We start from the raw sequence: 17173 nt of genomic DNA on the forward strand, positions 1-17173 counted from the left end.
ACGCTGTGGGCTCCCCCCACCTGGCGGGGCTCCCGGGCCCGCGCCCGGCCGCTGCGCGGAGCCAGACCCCACCCCGCCCCTTCCCGAAACCGTGGGGCGCCGCCCCCGGACCCCCGCGCCTCAAACGCCGGCGAGGCTGGGTAAGGGGACAGCGGGGCTACGCCCCGACCCCCGCACCGCCGCTGCCGCGACGATCGCCTCAAACGCCGGCGAGGCTGGAAGATACGGCGGGCTCCGCCCCCGGAGCCCCGGCACCGCCGCTCCGCGACGGTCGCCTCAAACGCCGGCGAGGCTGGCAAGGGGGACGGCGGGGCTGGATGCAGCAGACGGCCGAGCACCGCCCGCCAAGGGGGTGGCGAGCGGTGCCCGGAGAGCGGCGGGGGCCGTCAGGACGTGGCGAGGATCTGGCCGTAGGTGGTCCAACCGCCGGACGGGTCGCCTCCGTTGTTGGCCCAGACGGCGACCGCACCGGTGGCGGGGTCGGTCAGCAGGTAGTCGGCGCGGCCGTCGCCGGTGATGTCGGCGAACCGGACCCGGTTGTGGTCGGTGGTGAGGCCGGTGGCGAACCGGCCCGGGTCGGCCCAGCCGCCGTGGGCGTCACCGCCGCGGTTGAGATAGGCGCTGACCGAGCCGTCAGCGTTGACCACGGTGTAGTCGGCCTTGGCGTCGCCGTCGAGGTCGGCCCAGTGCAGCCGGCTCCGGTCGGTGGTGATGCCGGTGGCCACCTGGCCCAGGCCGGCCCAGCCGCCCCGGGTGTCACCGCCCCGGTTGAGGTACACGTTCACCGCCCCGCCGTCCGCGACCGTGACGTAGTCGGCCCGCCCGTCACCGTCGTAGTCCGCGAACCGGACCTGCGCCGGGTCGGGCGTGGTGCCGGTGGCGACCTGGCCCAGGGGTGCCCAGCCGCCGTGGCCGTCGCCGCCCCGGTTGAGGTAGACGCTCACCCCACCGCCGTCCGCGACGGTGATGTAGTCGGCCCGGCCGTCGCCGTCGAAGTCCGCCAGGTGCACGCGGCTGCGGTCGGTGGTGGTGCCGGTGGCCACCCGGCCCAGCTCCTGCCAGCCGCCGTGGCCGTCACCGCCCCGGTTCAGGGAGACGGACACCACCCCGCCGTCGGCGACGGTGACCAGGTCCGCGCGCCCGTCGCCGTCGAAGTCCGCCCAGCGGGTGCGGCCGGTGCCGCCCGACTCGGTACCGGCCCGGGACACCCGCCGGGTGCCGGCCCAGCCGTCGTTGACGGCCTTGGTCAGGGCCCCGCTGAAGGCCTGGGCGAACCGGCCGTAGCCCAGGTCGTTCGGGTGCAGCAGGTCCGACATCTCGTTGGCGCGCAGGGCCGGCGGCTCCACGTACCGGAACTTCTTCCCGGCCGCCTGCTTGCCGGCCTCGAAGGCCCGGACCTTGGCGTTGAAGTCCTGGACGGGGCCCTGGAGGCCGCCCGTGGTGGGGATGAGGCCCTGGAAGAGGACCGTGACCCCGGGCTTGTCGGCGAAGATCCGGTCGACGAGGGCGGAGAGCCGGTCCGCGGCGTGCTCCTTGTCCGAGCCGCGGTCGAGGTCGTTGATCCCGAGGTGCAGCAGGACCACGTCGGGGTCGGCCGCCGTCAGCCAGCCGTCGATGCCGGCCCGCACCTGGTCGATCATGAAGCCGCCGTGGCCCTCGTTGTCGGGGTCGGCCACCGCCCCGTAACTGCCCGAGCCGACGTAGTCGATCGTGTAACGCGACTGGGCCGCGGTCGCGTTCCACAGGGGCAGCCGGTATCCGGCGCCGCTGGAGCTGCCGGATCCGGCGGTGATCGAGTCGCCGAGCGGCATGACCTTGACCGGGGGCGCGGCCGGGGCGGTGGCGGCCGCGGCGGGACCGGCGGCGGCACCGAGGCCGGCCAGGGAGAACAGCACGGCGAGACCGGCTGCGGTGGTGCGCTTCATCGCTGGGATGGTCCTTCTCGGTAGGGAAGCGGGGCGGGGCGGCCCGGAGCCAGAGGTGCGGAGCCGCCCGGGCCGGTACGGAAGATGCTCGGTACGGGAGGTCAGGCGCCGGCGGCGATCTGTCCCAGGCTCTGCCAACCGCCGTGGCCGTCACCGCCGTTGTTGACCGAGGCCTCCACACCGCCACCGGACTTGGTGACCAGGTAGTCCGCCCGACGGTCACCCGCGAAGTCGGCCAATGCGACCTGGTTCTGATCGGTGGTCAGACCGGTCGCGACCTGCCCGGGGCTGTCCCAGCCGCCGTGGCCGTCACCACCGCGGTTGAAGTACGGCACCACCGAGCCGTTCCCGTTGATCACCACGTAGTCCGCCTTGCCGTCACCGTCCATGTCGGCGAAGCGGACCCGGCTCCGGTCCGAGGTCAGACCCGAGGCGACCTGACCCTGCGCGTCCCACCCGCCGTGCCCGTCACCGCCGCGGTTCAGGTACACGGTCACGGCACCGCTGTCGGCGGTCACGATGTAGTCGGCCTTGCGGTCGCCGTCGAAGTCGGCGAAGCGGACCTGCTCGGCACGCGAGGTGGTGCCGGTGGCGACCTGGCCGATGCTCTCCCAACCGCCGCGGCCGTCGCCGCCCTTGTTCAGGTAGACCGTCAGCGCGCCACTGTCGGATATCACGATGTAGTCGGCCTTGCCGTCGCCGTCGAAGTCGGCCAGCCGCATGCGGGTGCGGTCGTTGGTCAGGCCGGTCGCGACCTGGCCCAGCTCCTGCCAACCACCGTGCCCGTCACCGCCCTTGTTCACGTACACCTTCACCGCACCGCTGTCCTCGACGGTGATGTAGTCCGACTTGCCGTCCCCGTCCCAGTCCGCCCACCGCACCCGGCCAAGATCCCCGCCGGGGGCGGTGGGCGTGGTCGGGTAGGGGTTGGCGTGGTCGGCGCCCAGGCCGGCCGCGGGGCCGCAGCTCGGCCAGGCGCCCTGGCCCTGGCTCGCCAGCACCTTCTCGGCGGTGAGGATCTGCTGCTGCTTGGTCGCCAGGTCGGCGCGGGCGGCGTAGGCGGTGCCGCCGAACGCCTTCCAGGTGCTCGCGGAGAACTGCAGTCCGCCGTAGTAGCCGTTGCCGGTGTTGATGCTCCAGTTGCCGCCGCTCTCGCAGGCGGCGACCTTGTCCCAGGTGGCCACCGAGGCGGCGCTCGCGGTGCCGGCGGCCCCGCCGGCGACGAGCGCACCGGCCAGTGCCGTGCCTGCCAACAGCGAACCGGTGGCCTTGCGGCGGGAGATCCTGCTCACGTCTGACTCTCTTTCGGGTAACCCCGGGCGCACGGCCGCGGGGAGGCTCAAAGGCGGAAGGGGCGGGCGTCACCGGCCGGGAGCGGGCCCAAAGGGGCCTCGCGCTCCCGGCCGGTGCGGTACCAGGGGTCAGGCGCCGGCGGCGATCTGTCCCAGGCTCTGCCAACCGCCGTGGCCGTCACCGCCGTTGTTGACCGATGCCTCGACACCTCCACCGGACTTGGTGAACAGGTAGTCCGCCCGGCGGTCACCCGCGAAGTCGGCGAACGCGACCTGGTCCTGGTCGGTGGTCAGGCCGGTCGCGACCTGGCCGGGGCTGTCCCAGCCGCCGTGGCCGTCACCACCGCGGTTGAAGTACGGGACCACCGAGCCGTTCCCGTTGATCACCACGTAGTCCGCCTTGCCGTCACCGTCGAAGTCGGCGAACCGGACCCGGCTGCGATCGGAGGTCAGGCCGGAAGCGATCTGGCCCTGGGCGTCCCACCCGCCGTGCCCGTCACCGCCGCGGTTGAGGTAGGCCTCCACCGCGCCGCTGTCGGCGACGGTGAGGTAGTCGGCCTTGCCGTCGCCGTCGAAGTCGGCGAAGCGGACCTGGTCGGCGTTGCGGGTGGTGCCGGTGGCGACCTGGCCGATGTTCTCCCAACCGCCGCGGCCGTCGCCGCCCTTGTTGAGGTAGACGGTCAGCGCGCCGCTGTCGGATATCACGATGTAGTCGGCCTTGCGGTCGCCGTCGAAGTCGGCGAAGCGGACCTTGTTGCGGTCGTTGGTCAGGCCGGTCGCGACCTGGCCCAACTCCTGCCAACCACCGTGTCCGTCACCGCCCTTGTTCACGTACACCTTCACCGCACCGCTGTCCTCGACGGTGATGTAGTCCGACTTGCCGTCCCCGTCCCAGTCCGCCCACCGCACCCGGCCCAGGTCCCCGCCGACGTCGCCGCCACGACCGCCGATCGGGGACGCGTAGCCGCTGATCTTCTGCGAGCCGTAGTAGCCGGCGGCGGTGATCTTGCCGCGGGTGACCTTGCCGCTCTGGTTGCCGCCGATGGTGCCGACGGAGCCGTCCGAGTTGACCGAGGTGACCAGCGAGACGTGGTCGGCGTAGCCGGCGCCGTTGTAGTTGAAGACGGCGGCGTCGCCGACGTGCGGGGTGGAGTGCAGGCCCGAGCCGTACTTGCCGAAGCTGCCGGCCGCCGGGGTCAGGCCGGCCACGTTGACGCCGTTCTGCGCCCAGACCCACTTGGCGAAGTCGGCGCACCATGACTCGCCGCAGCTCGTGTAGTAGCCGGAGCCGCCCGCGCTGTTGGTGTCGCAGGCGCCCTTGCCCAGGTTGGCCTCGGCGATGGCGACGATGTTGGAGCCGACGCTGGCGGAGGCGGACTGGGCGCCGGTGAACATCAGCGCCGGGGCCACCGCCATGGTCACGAGGGCGGAGGTCATCAGCCGGCGCAGACCGTTCTTGCGGGGCGCGGCGGCGGGCAGGGCGGAAGCGGTGGCCTGGGGGGACACGGCGGACTGCTGGGACACGTGAACTCCTGTTTCGGGCGCGGCTGATGGACCCCGAGTGCGGTGGGGGCCGAACGGATTGCCAGGAAGCTGGCGGAATATCGGTCGACCGCCAGTGGGGTCCCCCTGGCGGCGGATCACAGCCTGGACGCAGCCCCGGCCGAGGAAAAGGGGAACCTCGGCGGCCTCGAGCGGAACGCAAGTCCCCGTCCAGAACCGCCTCTGACCTGCACGTTCAACGAAAGTTGCGGAGAGCTCCACTCCGATTGGGGAATCGCGGCCCCCACCTGCGCAACTGCCGCGCGACACGGCTGGGGAGGCGGCGGGCGGCCCGGCGGACGAACTCGCGCGGGTCGGTCAACGGCCTTAAATGAGCGGACAGTTATGCCCAAAACGCGACTGTCAGCCGCCTGACCTGGTCGGATACCAATTGACCCGGCGCCTGACGGTTCCGCCGACCGTCGGCGGCGAGTCCAGCGCGTCCCGAAGGGAACCCCTCATGATCCGCACCCGTTACGCCGCCGCGCTGGCCACCATGGCCTTCACCGCCCTCGCGATCACCGCGAGCCCCGCCTCCGCCGCGGCCGGCGAGACGCGCAACATCTGCTCCAGCACGCTCACCCCGGACGGCTGGGTCGACGTGCAGTGGTGGAACAGCGGCGCCTGCGGCTCGGGCTTCAACCCCAACAGCAAGCAGATCAAGGACCTTCGGGGCTACCCGGTCGGCACCCAGGTCAACGCCTGCGCGTCCACCTGGCCGCCGGCCGGCTGGACCATCGTCAGCACCTACTTCTCCAGCGGCTGCCAGTACTCCTCGGTGCCGAGCCTCAACCCGAACACCTGGACGCTGAAGCGCACTTCCTGACCCGCGCCCGGGCGCCGCGGCCGTCCGCGAGGACGTCCGCAGCACCGGGCCGGGACCTCGGCCCGGACAGCGGACAACCCCCGCCGACGAGCCGGAACGGCGTCGACCGCGGGGGTTGTCAGCACCTAGTCTCGATCCTCATGAGCGAGTTCCAGCAGATCCACGACGTGTCCGTGATGATGTGCCCCGCCGAGGGCGAGGCGATCGCCGGCGAGCAGGACGCCCTGGACCTGGTGGGCAACGCCGCCTGGCAGGGGGCCCGCTGGGTGGTAGTCCCCGTGGGGCGGTTCGCCGAGGACTTCTTCCGCCTGCGTACCAAGGTCGCCGGCGACATCATCCAGAAGTTTGTGAACTACCGGGTGGGCCTGGTCGTCCTCGGCGACATCTCCCGGCACACGGAGGCGAGTTCGGCGCTCCAGGACTTCGTGCGCGAGTGCAACCGCGGCACCCAGACCTGGTTCCTGCCCGATCTCGAAGCGCTCCGGACCCGCCTCGGCACCGCCTGAGCCCCGCCCGCCTCCCGGCCCGCCCGGCCCGGCGATCCGGTCAGGCCTGGGCGGTGGGGCGGATGGTGATCTCACCGACGTCCACGCCGGGCGGCTGTTCGATGGCGTACCCGATGGCGGAGGCGACGGCCGAGGGCGGCATCGCGATCTCGTCGCGCCGCCGGGTCAGCGCGGCCGCGATCTCGGGGCCGGCCCCCTTGCCGACTCCCTCGGTGTGGGTGAAGCCGGGCGAGATCAGGGTGACGCGCAGGTCGGGCCCGGCCTCCTGGCGCAGCCCCTCGGTGAGCACCTTGACCGCCGTCTTGGTGGCGGCGTAGACGCCCTGGGGCGAGGTGACGACGTGGGCCGCGGTGGAGCCGACGTTGACGAACTGGCCCGAGCCCTGCCGGCGGAAGACCGGCAGGGCCGCGGCGATGCCGTTGAGCAGGCCGGTGACGTGGGTGGCGACCATGGCGTCCCAGTCGTCCTGGCGCAGCTCGTCGAAGGGCGAGACGGCCATGGTGCCCGCGTTGGAGACGAGCACGTCGAGCCGGCCGTGCCGCTCGAGGGCTGTGTCCACCAGCCGCCGCAGGTCCGCGCGCCGGGTGACGTCCACCAGGACGCCGTCGGCGACGCCGCCGCGCGCGCCGATGCCGTCCACCACGGCGGACAGCCGGTCCGCGCGCCGGGCCCCGAGGACCAGCCGGGCGCCGTGCGCGGCGAGGTGCTGCGCGGTGGCCTCGCCGATGCCGCTGCTGGCGCCGGTGATGGCGATGACCTTGCCGTGGATTCCGGACATGCCCCGTCTCCCCCTGTGAGTACGGCTGACGTGGGGACGTCCCCACCTGACCGGAAGACTAAACGGAGACCCCTCCGTTTGGCAATCGCGAACGGACCGGGGCCCCGCCCTCGCCGCGGCGCCGGAGTCAGCCGTCCTGCAGGACCGAGAGGACGTTCCCCGCCGGGTCCTTGAACCAGGCGACGGAGGGCTCCGGACCCTCGCCGGAGCGCACGATGCCCTTCGCGTCCTGCTCGAACGCCTCGTACCGCTCCATGACCACACCGCGCGCCACGAGTGCGTCGACGGCCTCGTCGATGTCGTCCACGGGGAAGTTCAGCACGGTGAAGGTGGCCGGCCGGTGGTCGTCCTTGGGGTACATGAGCAGGCGCGCGGCGCCCAGCCGCACGAAGAGCATGCCGTGGTCCTCGGACACGTCCAGCCCCAGGGTGTCGCCGTAGAAGGCCTTCGCCGCGTCGATGCTGTCGACCGAGTACCCGCTGAAGGCCTTGTCCGCTGCCAACATGACGTCTCCTCGCGCTGTGCCGTGGTGGTGCCGTGCCCCCCTTCGTCCATCGTCCTCCCGCCGCCCCGGGACCGAAAACGCGAGGTCGGAATCCCGCCAGCCCGGGCCCCTCGGATCGCGCAGTCTGAGTCCGGTGATCGCCCCGCCCGCCGGGCGGGCGGCACCGCATCCGGCGGGTCTCCCGCGCACTTCCGACGAAGGACCACTCATGTCCGCACTCCTTTCCGCACGCCTCGACTCCAAGGTCTTCATCGTCACCGGCGGCACCTCCGGCATCGGCCTGGCGGTGGCCCGCCGCCTGGTCTCGGAGGGGGCCGCCGTCGTCCTGGGGGCCCGCCGCAAGGACGTCGGAGAGGCCGCCGCCGCGGAACTCCGCGCCGGCGGCGGGCGGGCCCTGTTCGTCGCGGCCGACGTGGCCGTCGAGGAGGACGCCGCGGCCCTGGTGGCCGCGGCGGAGTCCGAGTTCGGGCGGCTGGACGGGGCCTTCAACAACGCCGGTGGCATCAACGCCGGGGGCCCGCTCGCCGGTATCGAGGCCTCGGCCTGGGAGGCCGAGCTGGCCCACAACGCCACCAGCGTCTTCCACTGCCTCAAGCACCAGCTGCCGGCGGTGGCCCGTACCCGCGGCTCCATCGTCAACAACGCCTCCAACCTCGGCGTGGTCGGCTTCGCCGGGGTGGCGCCGTACGTGGCCGCCAAGCACGCCGTGGTGGGACTGACCAAGGCCGCCGCCCTCGAGGTGGCCGAGCAGGGGGTCCGGGTCAACGCCATCACCACCGGCGGCGTGGACACTCCGCTCGCCCGCACCACCATGATCACCAGCGAGGAGGCGGCCGCGCAGATCGCCGCACTGCACCCGGTGAACCGGATCGCGCGCCCCGAGGAGATCGCCCCGCTGGTGGCCTTCCTCCTCAGCGACGAGTCGTCCTTCGTGACGGGCGCGGCCCTCGCCATCGACGGCGGCTTCACCACGCGCTGACCGGCCACCACTCGCTGAACGGCCACCGGACGCTGAAGGGCCACCGGACGCGGTCCCGCCGACCGGTGGGGGCGCGTCCGGCCGTCGGTCGACGGACCGTCAGGCACTGCCCGCCGGTTGACGGACCGTCAGGCGCTGGCCGTCACCAGCAGGGTGCGGGCCGCCTCGTCCCCCGCCAACCGGCAGCGGTGCGGGATCTCACCCCGGTGGTGGGCACTCTGACCGGCCGTCAGGGTCAGCGGCTCCTCCCCCTCCAACTCCAGTACGACCGCACCGCTGAGGACGTAGAGGAAGTCCTCGCCCGGGTGCTCGAACCAGCCCCGCTCACCCCGGCCGGGCTCGAAGTGGTGCTCGTATGCCTCCATCAGGCCGCTGGTACCGCCCGGGATGAGCACCCGGGCGATCTGGCCGGCGGCCTCGCTCACCCGGATGACCTGCGGGTCGCTCTGGTGGCTGACGGCGCCGGGGCGGTCCGGGGGCCGCAGGAAGGTGCCCGGGGTCACGTCCAGGGCTTCGGCGATCCGGTAGATGGAGCTGAGGCTGGGCGTGGCCAGGCCGCGTTCCAACTGGCTGAGGAAGGGCTGGGAGAGGCCGGAGCGGGCGGCGAGTGCGGCCATGGCGACCCCGCGCTGCTTCCGGCAGGCGCGGATCACCCGACCGACCTCGATCGCTTCGGGGGTGGGTTCGGGGCGGGACACGATCGTGAACGTACCTCATCCGCACCGGGCCCCTGCGGGGCGCCGGAACGTTTCGTACTGCTGCAACACCTCGTTCATAGACGTCGTCAATTATTGACCTCACTTATCGATGACCGAGGAGATTCCCCCGTGCACGCCACCCCTTCCCCACCGGGCCCGGCCGCCCCGGGCCGGCTCTGGCCCGCCCTGGGCGCGGCCGCCGCCGCGCTCGCCCTGTGGCACCTGCTGGCCCGCTCGGGAGCGGTGGCCCCGGGGCTGCTGCCCACCCCGGGCGAGACCCTGTCCGCCCTGGTCGCGGCCGCCCGGGAAGGCACCCTGGCCACCGACCTGGCGGCGAGCCTGTCCCGGGCCGCGCAGGGCTTCCTCCTGGGCGCCCTGGCCGGCTCCGCGCTCGGCTTCGCCACCGGCTACCTGCCGCGGCTGTCGGCGGCGGTGACCCCGCTGGTGTCCTTCCTGCGGCCGATCCCGGCGATCGCCCTGGTCCCCCTGGCGACGGCCTGGTTCGGCATCGGCGAGACGGCCAAGCGGCTCCTGATCGCCTACGCCGTACTCCTCGCGGTGTGGCTGTACGTGCACGACGGGGTGTCCCGGGTGCCGGCCACCCACCTGCGGGCCGCCCGCACCCTCGGCGCCCCGCTGCACCGCCGCTTCTCTGAGGTACTGCTGCCGGCCGCGGCACCCGCCCTGCTGGCGGCCCTGCGGTACGGCGCCTCGGTGGCCCTGCTCGCCCTGGTCGCCGCCGAACTCGGCGGCGCCGACGCCGGCTTGGCCTACCGGCTCCAGGTGGACGGGCAGTTCCTGCGGGTGGACCGGATGTTCGCCGGCCTGCTGGTCCTCGGCCTCCTCGGCGTCGCGGTGGACCTGCTCCTCGCCGCGGCCGGACGCCGCTTCGCGCACTGGGGCACCTCATGAGCCGCCCGGTGCGCATCGCGGGCCTGACGGTGGCGTACGGCGGCTCCCGGCGGGCACCCGCCACCCCCGTGCTGGACGGCCTCGACCTGGAACTGGCCGCCGGATCCTTCACCGCCCTGCTCGGCCCCAGCGGTTGCGGCAAGTCCACGGTGCTCGGTGCGGTCGCCGGCTTCGTACGCCCCACCGCCGGCCGGGTGACCGTGGCCGACGTCCCCGTCACCGGCCCCGGGCCCGACCGCGGGGTGGTCTTCCAGCACTACGCGCTCTTCCCCTGGCGCACCGCCCGCGGCAACGTCGAATTCGCCCTCAAGCGGCTCGGGTTGAAGCGGGCCGAACGGCGCCGGCGCGCGCTGGCCGCGCTGGCCGAGGTCGGGCTCGCCGACGGCGCCGAGAAGTACCCCGCCCAGCTCTCCGGCGGGATGCAGCAGCGGGTGGCGCTCGCCCGGGCCGTCGCCGCCGAGCCCGACGTCCTGCTGCTGGACGAGCCGTTCGGCGCCCTGGACGCCCTGACCCGGACCCGGATGCAGGACCTGCTGCGCCGGCTGTGGCAACGCACCGGCCTCACCGTGCTGTTCGTCACCCACGACATCGACGAGGCCCTGTCCCTGGCCGAACGCGTGGTCGTGCTCGGCGGCCCGCCCGGCGGGGTCCTCGCCGACCACGCGGTGCCGCCCGGCCCGGTCACCCCCGGCCTGCGCGCCGCGATCGCCGACCGGCTCGGCGCCACCTGAGCCCCGGACAGCCACCCCCACCTCCGCCATCCCCAGCCCCGAAAGGACCGCCCCGCGTGTCCCCTCACCGTGCCAGACCCCACGTCCTCGCCACCGCAGTGCTGGCCGCCGTACTCGCCACCGTCACCGGTTGCTCGGCCGACGGCGGGGAGTCGTCCGCCGACGGCCGGACCGCGGTCACCCTCGCCACCAGCGACCACCTCGGCGGCGCGGCCGTGCACGTGGCCCAGGAACGCCGGCTGTGGTCCGCCCAGCAGGTGGACGCCCGGATCACCGCCCTGGCCACCGGACGCGACGCGCTCAACGCCGTCCTGGGCGGCCAGGCGCAGCTCGGGGTGGTGGGCGACCTGCCGGCCGTCACCGCCGCCCTCGGCGGCCGGGACGTCCGGGTGGTCGCCGAACTCTCCCGGTTCTCCGACTGGCGCCTGCTGACCCGCACCGACCACGGCATCACCGGCTTCGGCGCCCTCAAGGGCCACAAGGTCGGCGTGCCCCGCGGCACCAACGTCGAGTACGCGCTGTCGCGGATGCTGGGCTCGGCCGGCCTGACCGCCGCCGACGTCACGGTGGTGAACCTGGCCCCGAACCAGGTCGCCGCCGCCCTGGCCCGCGGCGACGTCGACGCCGGGGTCACCTTCCCCAGCTTCTACGACGCCGCCCGCACCGCCCTGGGAGGCCGCTACGCGGAGGTGCCCTTCACCGGCTACACGGCGAGGACCCTGCTGGTGGCCGGCCCGGCCGCCCGGACGGCCGGCACCACGGCCGTCCTGCGCGCCCTGGTGCGCGCCCGGCAGGAGCTGGCCGCCGACCCGACCGGCGCCCGGCGTGCCGTGGTGGCCGGGGCCAAGGGAGCCCTGCAACCCGCATACGTGACCGCGTTCGCCCCGAAGTACACGTACGGCACCAGCCTCTCGCCCGCGCTGCTGGACCAGCTCACCGCGGAGGCGGCCTGGGCCAAGGCCGCCCAGAAGCTGCCCGGGGACGCCGGCCGGGCCGCCCTGCGCGGCCACGTCGACACCGCCCCGCTCGCGGCCGCCGACCCGGCCGCGGTCACGCTGCCCTGACCCCACCGGCCCACCGCCGTACCGCCACCCGCCACCCGCCACCGACAGGAGCACCACCCGATCATGACCGTCGACCAGAACACCCTGCGCCGCCGCGGCCTCGGGCTGCGCGCCCACGACCCCGCGCGCAGCTACGGCGGGTACACCCTGTACACCCCGATCGCCGGCCCCGGCGAGGTCCGGCTCGTCGACATCGAGGGCGAGGTCGTACACACCTGGACCTCCCCGCACCCGCCCGGCCGGCACGGCCGCCTGCTGCCGAACGGCAACCTCTTCTACCAGGGCAAGGACACCTCGGGCCCGACCCTCTTCCCGATCTGGGACGTCTACCACGGCGGCGTCTTCCAGGAGATCGCCCCCGACGGGAGCGTGGTGCGCGAGACCCGGCACCCCTTCCACCACCACGACGCCTCGGTGCTCGCCAACGGCAACCTGATCGTCCTCGCCGTCGAGGCGCTGGACCCGGCGGACGCGGCCCGGATCCGGGGCGGCATCCCCGGCTCGGAGGCGCCCGGCGGGATCGTCTACGGGGACGTCGTCTACGAGTTGACCTGGAGCGGCGAAGTGGTCTGGCGGTGGGCCGCGATCGAGCACCTCGACCCCGAACAGGTGCCGCTCAACCCGCACTTCGCCCGGGAGCACTGGCCGATGGCGAACACCGTCAACGAACTGGCCGACGGCGGGATCGTGGTGGGCTTCCGCAGCGCCTCCACCACCGTGGCCGTCGACCGCGCCGACGGCTCGGTGCGCTGGCGGATCGGGCCGGAGGTGCTGGCCCAGCAGCACTACCCGCACGAACTGCCCGGCGGTACCGTCCTCGTCTTCGACAACGGCACCTACCGGGACACCACCTCCGTCCCCTACTCCCGGGTCCTGGAGCTGGACCCGGAGTCCGGCGCGGAGGTGTGGGCCTACGAGGACAACCCGCCGCAGAACTTCTACAGCCCGTACATGTCCAGCGCCCAGCGGCTGCCCAACGGCAACACCTTCATCGCCGAGGGGTCCTTCGGCCGGCTCTTCGAGGTGACCCCCGAGGGTGACGTGGTGTGGGAGTTCGTGGTCCCCGAGTTCGGGGCCTTCGGCGAGGGGGTCGGTCTGGAGTCCTCGCGCGGCGCCCAGAACTCGGTCTTCCGCGCCTACCGCTACGCGGCCGAGGAGATCCCCTGGCTGGCCGGGACCCGCCCCGAGCCGGGCCCGCGGACGCCTGGGGTATAACCGGAGCATGATCTACCACGCCGTACCGCTGGCCGAATGGGATGCCGAGCCGGGGCAGCCCTACGTCACCCCCTCCCTCGAGGACGAGGGGTTCATCCACTGCTCGCCGGACGAGGCGACCACGCTGGCCGTGGTGAACGCCTTCTACCGCGAGGCGCCCCGGCCGCTGGTCGCGCTGCTGATCGACGAGGCGCGGGTGACGGCCCGGGTGGAGGCCGAGGCGGCGGTGCCCGCCCCGCCGCCGGGAGTACCGGCGGACACCCTCTTCCCGCACCTCTTCGGCCCGCTGAACCGGGACGCCGTGGTGCAGGTCCTGGACGTCGTATGGGACGGGGAGGACCGGGCCAGCGGGCTCCGTCCTCGCTGATCACAGCCCTGGCGGGCGCCCCGGCCACCCGGCCGGGGCGCCCTCTCCGTCACTCGCCGTGACGGCCCCACCACCGTGAGGACTGTCACGTTTTCGACATTAATTGTCCGAATTGCTCCATTCTGGTGTGCGGCCCGGCGTACGGACGCCCCTCGGGGCGCCCGCACCGCGCCGGGCACGCCCAGCCACCAGGAGAGACATGCGACGCGCACACCGCCGGACGGACAAGCGGCGGATCACCCTGCCCCTGATCGCCGGAGCCGCCGTACTCGGCCTGTCGGGCATCGGCGCCACCGGCGCCGTCGCCGCCCAGCAGCCGGGCCCGGCCATGGGCGACCGGATCGAGCGCGTCTCCCCCGGCGCCGGGGCCGGGACCCGCACGGACGCCTCCGCGCAGCGTCACGCCACCCTCGACGAGGCCCGACGCCTGGGCCGGATGGAGAAGATCTCCTCCTTCACCGTCGCCTTCCCGACCGCGCCGTACCGCACCACCAACGTGGGCCGCGCCGTCCAGCTGATCAACGGCTCGCTGGTCATGCCGGGCGAGACCTGGAGCTTCAACAACACGGTCGGCGAGCGCACCGCGGAGCACGGCTTCGTCGACGGCATCATGATCGACGCCGGCCGGTACGTGAAGGCACCCGGCGGCGGCGTCTCGGCCGTGGCGACGACCATGTACAACGCGGCCTTCTTCGCCGGCGTGCAGCCGGTCGAGCACGGCGCGCACTCCTTCTACATCGAGCGGTACCCGGAAGGCCGCGAGGCCACCGTCGCCTGGGGCACCCTCGACCTGCGCTGGAAGAACGACACCGGCCACCCGCTGTACATCGAGGCCCGCTCCACGGACAAGTCCGTGACGATCACCATGCTGGGCACGAAGAAGTACGACGAGATACGCAGCGCCAAGGGCCCCCGGACCAATGTCGTGCCGCCCGCGAAGGTGACCGCCACCGGCCCGGACTGCGAGGCGCAGACCCCGCTCGAGGGCTTCGACGTGACCGTGGACCGGATCTTCGTCCAGAACGGCCAGGAAGTCCGCCGGGAGACCTACCCCACCCACTACACCCCCCGCGACGAGGTCGTCTGCGTCCCGCAGTCCCCCTCCCCCACCCCGGGCACCCCCACCCCGGCCGCCGCCCAGCCGGCCACCCCCGGCACGGCCCCGCACACCCCGGCCCCCGCACCGACGGCCCCGGCACCGACGGCCCCGGCCCACCGCGGCTAGGGCCCTGCTGCGAAGGCGCATCGTCTGTCAGACGCGTCTGGCAGGCTCCGCGCATGGAAATGACAGTGCAGCTGACGATCGACTGCTCCGATCCACAAAAGATGGTGGCCTTCTGGTCCGAGGCCCTGGGCTACGTGCCTGAGCCTGCGCCCGACGGGCATGCCACGTGGCGTGCTTATTGGGTGGCGTCGGGGGTGCCCGAGGAAGAGTTGCCGACGGGCGCCGGGGACGTTCCGGAGTCGATCGTCGACCCCGAGGGGCACGGGCCACGGGTGTGGTTCCAGGAGGTTCCGGAGCCGAAGGTCGCCAAGAACCGGTGGCACTTCGACCTCAAGGTCGGTGGGGGCCGTGACGTCCCCCTGGACGTCCGGACACGGCGCGTCAAGGCTGCGGTGGAGCGGCTGGTCAACGTCGGCGCCACCGTCCTGCGGATCAAGGACGAGCCGGATGCGGGGTTCTACGCCGCCGCCATGCAGGACCCCGAGGGCAACGAATTCGACATCGTCTGACCGGCGTCGGACCGGTGCTGGTCCGTTGTCGACAGTGATCCTGTCCGGGCCTTTGCGCAGCCTGCCGAGCACGAGCCCGGCTGCCCCTACCGCTTCCAGGGCCGGCTCAAACCAGGAGCCACCCCTTCGGCGGCGTCGCAGCCGGCCGAGGCGTCGCGGTCCGCGTCCGATCCCGCCCCGACGCCGCCGGCCTCCGCGTCACCTTCCGACCTCACGCCCGAGCCCACGCAGACGCCCTCGGCGTCGTCGACCACTGCACCGGACAAGCCAGGCCGCGTCGTTCGGATTCCGACCGGGCCCGTGCCGCTCCGGCACGGGCCCTGACGCGTCCCCGGCCGCGGAGCCTTGTGTGACCGAGCCGCTACAACCCCGGCCGGTCCCTGGCAGCACCGCTGGCCTGCGGCTACGTTGGCCGACGTCGACGTTGGACTACGTCCGTGACGGGGGATCACATATGCATAGGAAAATGCTTGTTGGTGCGCGCCTGCGCACCGCGTGGGGAGCCGCCCTCTCGGTGCTGGCAGCCGGGGCCCTGATGGGGACCGCGCCCGGGGCCGCCACCGCCGCGGCGCCCGCCGCACCGCCCGTGCCCGTCCTGTCCTGGGGCCCGTGTGACGGCGCCGCGGACGGCTTCGAGTGCGCCACCGCCCAGGTCCCGCTGGACTACCGGGAGCCCACGGGCCGCACCCTGCCCATCGCGGTGACCCGGCGCCGGGCCGCCGATCCGGCGCACCGCACCGGCGTGCTGGTGCTGCACCCCGGCGGACCCGGCAACTCGGGCGTGAGCTTCGCCCGCAACAGCTACGCCGCGCTGCCCGCCGCGCTGCGCGAGGGCTTCGACGTCATCGGGTACGACATGCGGGGCGTGGGCCGCAGCGGACAGGTCGAGTGCTGGAACGACCAGGAGTACTCGGCCGCCGTCGACGCCGCCCGCGGGATGCCGGGACCGGGCGCACTGCGCGAAGCGGTGCGCCAGGGCGCCGAGTTCGGCCGGACCTGCGCGGAACGCTCCGCCGACCTGGTGCCGTTCATCGGCACTGCCTCCAACGCCAAGGACCTCGACCTGCTGCGCCAGGCCCTGGGAGAGCAGCAACTCTCTTTCTACGGCCGCTCCTTCGGCAGCTACGTCGGCACGGTCTACGCCGCACAGTTCCCGCGCCGGGTCCGGGCCATGGTCCTGGACGGCGCCTACGACCCGCGCCGGTACGCCGACGTGCCCTACGCCTACGACGCGGGGCAGTTCAAGGCGCTGGACGCGGCCCTCGGCCGCTTCCTGGACTGGTGCGCGCAGAACGCCACCGCCTGCGGCTTCGGCGACGGCCGGCCCCGGGAGGCCTTCGAGGCGCTGAAGCGCTCGCTGGACGCCGACCCCGTGATCACGCCCAACGGCCGGCCGGCCACCGGCTACACCCTGGCCTACCGCCTGATGTTCAACATCAACTCGGGCAAGGAGATCTGGCCCGCCTTCGGCGAGGCCCTGAAGGCGGCCCAGGAGCACCGGACTTCGTTCCTGCTCTCGCCGCCCTCCCCCGCCTCCTTCGACTTCCTCAACGTCAACATGGCGGTGGAGTGCGCCGACCGCGTCTACCCCACGAGCCGGCTGCTGATGGGCGCCCTGGTCAGCGCCGAGGTCGCCACCGCTCCGCTGCTGGGTCCGGCGATCGGCTTCGGACCGCCGACCTACGACCACAACCACGCCCCCACCTGCGTCCAGTGGCCGTCCGAGCGGCCGAGCCGGTACGAGGGCTCGTACCGCGCGGCGGGCTCCGCGCCGATCCTGGTCCTGGGCACCACCGGTGACCCCGACACCCCCTACCAGGACGCCGTGGCCCTCGCCGGCACCCTGGAGAACGGCCGGCTCCTGACCTTCGACGCCGAGGGCCACACCGGCTACAACCGCAGCGCCTGCGTGAGCGCCCTGGTCAACGACTACCTGACCACCCTGGCCCTGCCGGCCCGCAACACCGCCTGCACGGACGAGGAACCGCCGCCCACCCTGGCCCGGCACCGGGCGCCGGCGACGCCGGTCGACGAGACGCAGGACGTGATCCCGGCCCTGCACTGACCCGGGATCCGAACCCAGCGGGGCCGCAGCCGAT

At 73.5% G+C, this 17173-nt stretch carries 16 protein-coding genes and 1 pseudogene; 11 read left to right on the top strand and 6 right to left on the bottom strand.

From position 1 onward, the window contains the following. Positions 1-386: 386 nt before the first annotated feature. The 3 genes from AB0O40_RS15180 to AB0O40_RS15190 all read right to left on the bottom strand — a co-directional run bounded on the left by AB0O40_RS15180 (position 387) and on the right by AB0O40_RS15190 (position 4741). Entirely contained in the window at positions 387-1925 is a 1539-nt protein-coding gene (locus tag AB0O40_RS15180; protein WP_365040513.1) for an FG-GAP-like repeat-containing protein, read from the bottom strand. Positions 1926-2026: 101 nt separating this feature from the next. Further along, the gene (locus tag AB0O40_RS15185; protein WP_365040516.1) at positions 2027-3217 is read right to left on the bottom strand and encodes a transglycosylase family protein; all 1191 of its coding nucleotides are present in this window, start codon (positions 3215-3217) and stop codon (positions 2027-2029) included. A gap of 129 nt (positions 3218-3346) precedes the next feature. Then, entirely contained in the window at positions 3347-4741 is a 1395-nt protein-coding gene (locus AB0O40_RS15190) for an FG-GAP-like repeat-containing protein (RefSeq protein ID WP_365040519.1), read from the bottom strand. Positions 4742-5219: 478 nt separating this feature from the next. On the opposite strand from AB0O40_RS15190, the gene AB0O40_RS15195 reads away from it, so the two are divergent. Then, the gene (locus tag AB0O40_RS15195) at positions 5220-5585 is read left to right on the top strand and encodes a hypothetical protein (RefSeq protein WP_365040522.1); all 366 of its coding nucleotides are present in this window, start codon (positions 5220-5222) and stop codon (positions 5583-5585) included. Between the two features lie 140 nt (positions 5586-5725). Beyond that, positions 5726-6091: a DUF4180 domain-containing protein gene (locus AB0O40_RS15200; RefSeq protein ID WP_365040525.1), complete on the top strand. Its 366-nt coding sequence runs from the start codon at positions 5726-5728 to the stop codon at positions 6089-6091. A gap of 40 nt (positions 6092-6131) precedes the next feature. Here the strand turns inward: AB0O40_RS15200 and AB0O40_RS15205 are convergent, their stop codons facing one another. Beyond that, positions 6132-6869: an SDR family oxidoreductase gene (locus AB0O40_RS15205; RefSeq protein WP_365040527.1), complete on the bottom strand. Its 738-nt coding sequence runs from the start codon at positions 6867-6869 to the stop codon at positions 6132-6134. 127 nt (positions 6870-6996) lie between these two features. After that, positions 6997-7374 (bottom strand): VOC family protein, encoded by a 378-nt coding sequence (locus tag AB0O40_RS15210; protein WP_365040530.1) that lies wholly within the window; start codon positions 7372-7374, stop codon positions 6997-6999. 208 nt (positions 7375-7582) lie between these two features. On the opposite strand from AB0O40_RS15210, the gene AB0O40_RS15215 reads away from it, so the two are divergent. Next, positions 7583-8353: an SDR family oxidoreductase gene (locus tag AB0O40_RS15215; RefSeq protein WP_365040533.1), complete on the top strand. Its 771-nt coding sequence runs from the start codon at positions 7583-7585 to the stop codon at positions 8351-8353. Between the two features lie 128 nt (positions 8354-8481). Here the strand turns inward: AB0O40_RS15215 and AB0O40_RS15220 are convergent, their stop codons facing one another. After that, a complete protein-coding gene (locus tag AB0O40_RS15220) occupies positions 8482-9051 on the bottom strand; it encodes an XRE family transcriptional regulator (RefSeq protein WP_365040536.1) in 570 nt (189 codons plus the stop codon). A gap of 129 nt (positions 9052-9180) precedes the next feature. Here AB0O40_RS15220 and AB0O40_RS15225 point away from each other — a divergent pair, with 129 nt between their 5' ends. The 8 genes and pseudogenes from AB0O40_RS15225 (at position 9181) to AB0O40_RS15260 (ending at position 17139) form a co-directional block, all read left to right on the top strand. Then, positions 9181-9963: an ABC transporter permease subunit gene (locus tag AB0O40_RS15225; protein ID WP_365040538.1), complete on the top strand. Its 783-nt coding sequence runs from the start codon at positions 9181-9183 to the stop codon at positions 9961-9963. Continuing rightward, on the top strand, positions 9960-10694 hold the full coding sequence (locus tag AB0O40_RS15230; protein ID WP_365040540.1) for an ABC transporter ATP-binding protein: 735 nt from the start codon (positions 9960-9962) through the stop codon (positions 10692-10694). Before AB0O40_RS15225 ends, AB0O40_RS15230 begins: the two co-directional genes overlap by 4 nt. 56 nt (positions 10695-10750) lie before the next feature. Beyond that, positions 10751-11758 carry an NrtA/SsuA/CpmA family ABC transporter substrate-binding protein gene (locus AB0O40_RS15235; RefSeq protein WP_365040543.1) on the top strand — a complete coding sequence of 336 codons (1008 nt, stop codon included), beginning with the start codon at positions 10751-10753 and terminating at the stop codon, positions 11756-11758. Positions 11759-11821: 63 nt separating this feature from the next. After that, the gene (locus AB0O40_RS15240) at positions 11822-12973 is read left to right on the top strand and encodes an aryl-sulfate sulfotransferase (RefSeq protein ID WP_365040546.1); all 1152 of its coding nucleotides are present in this window, start codon (positions 11822-11824) and stop codon (positions 12971-12973) included. Positions 12974-12980: 7 nt separating this feature from the next. Then, positions 12981-13340, top strand: a complete 360-nt coding sequence (locus AB0O40_RS15245; RefSeq protein ID WP_365040549.1) for a DUF952 domain-containing protein — start codon at positions 12981-12983, stop codon at positions 13338-13340. A 415-nt stretch (positions 13341-13755) separates the two neighbouring features. Beyond that, positions 13756-14565 (top strand): annotated as a pseudogene (locus AB0O40_RS15250) (VanW family protein); the annotation flags it as partial. 53 nt (positions 14566-14618) lie between these two features. After that, on the top strand, positions 14619-15074 hold the full coding sequence (locus AB0O40_RS15255) for a VOC family protein (protein WP_365040551.1): 456 nt from the start codon (positions 14619-14621) through the stop codon (positions 15072-15074). 466 nt (positions 15075-15540) lie between these two features. Then, positions 15541-17139: an alpha/beta hydrolase gene (locus AB0O40_RS15260; RefSeq protein WP_365040554.1), complete on the top strand. Its 1599-nt coding sequence runs from the start codon at positions 15541-15543 to the stop codon at positions 17137-17139. Positions 17140-17173 lie beyond the last annotated feature (34 nt).

This window comes from Streptomyces sp. NPDC089919 (genome assembly GCF_040684615.1).
Classification (GTDB): Bacteria; Actinomycetota; Actinomycetes; order Streptomycetales; family Streptomycetaceae; genus Streptomyces.

What these genes read in the sequence shown, in the direction of transcription:
- AB0O40_RS15180 (WP_365040513.1), bottom strand. Translation starts at nt 1,925, where the DNA reads ATGAAGCGCACCACCGCAGCCGGTCTCGCCGTGCTGTTCTCCCTGGCC.
- AB0O40_RS15195 (WP_365040522.1), top strand. Translation starts at nt 5,220, where the DNA reads ATGATCCGCACCCGTTACGCCGCCGCGCTGGCCACCATGGCCTTCACC.
- AB0O40_RS15200 (WP_365040525.1), top strand. Translation starts at nt 5,726, where the DNA reads ATGAGCGAGTTCCAGCAGATCCACGACGTGTCCGTGATGATGTGCCCC.
- AB0O40_RS15205 (WP_365040527.1), bottom strand. Translation starts at nt 6,869, where the DNA reads ATGTCCGGAATCCACGGCAAGGTCATCGCCATCACCGGCGCCAGCAGC.
- AB0O40_RS15210 (WP_365040530.1), bottom strand. Translation starts at nt 7,374, where the DNA reads ATGTTGGCAGCGGACAAGGCCTTCAGCGGGTACTCGGTCGACAGCATC.
- AB0O40_RS15215 (WP_365040533.1), top strand. Translation starts at nt 7,583, where the DNA reads ATGTCCGCACTCCTTTCCGCACGCCTCGACTCCAAGGTCTTCATCGTC.
- AB0O40_RS15230 (WP_365040540.1), top strand. Translation starts at nt 9,960, where the DNA reads ATGAGCCGCCCGGTGCGCATCGCGGGCCTGACGGTGGCGTACGGCGGC.
- AB0O40_RS15240 (WP_365040546.1), top strand. Translation starts at nt 11,822, where the DNA reads ATGACCGTCGACCAGAACACCCTGCGCCGCCGCGGCCTCGGGCTGCGC.
- AB0O40_RS15245 (WP_365040549.1), top strand. Translation starts at nt 12,981, where the DNA reads ATGATCTACCACGCCGTACCGCTGGCCGAATGGGATGCCGAGCCGGGG.
- AB0O40_RS15255 (WP_365040551.1), top strand. Translation starts at nt 14,619, where the DNA reads ATGGAAATGACAGTGCAGCTGACGATCGACTGCTCCGATCCACAAAAG.
- AB0O40_RS15260 (WP_365040554.1), top strand. Translation starts at nt 15,541, where the DNA reads ATGCTTGTTGGTGCGCGCCTGCGCACCGCGTGGGGAGCCGCCCTCTCG.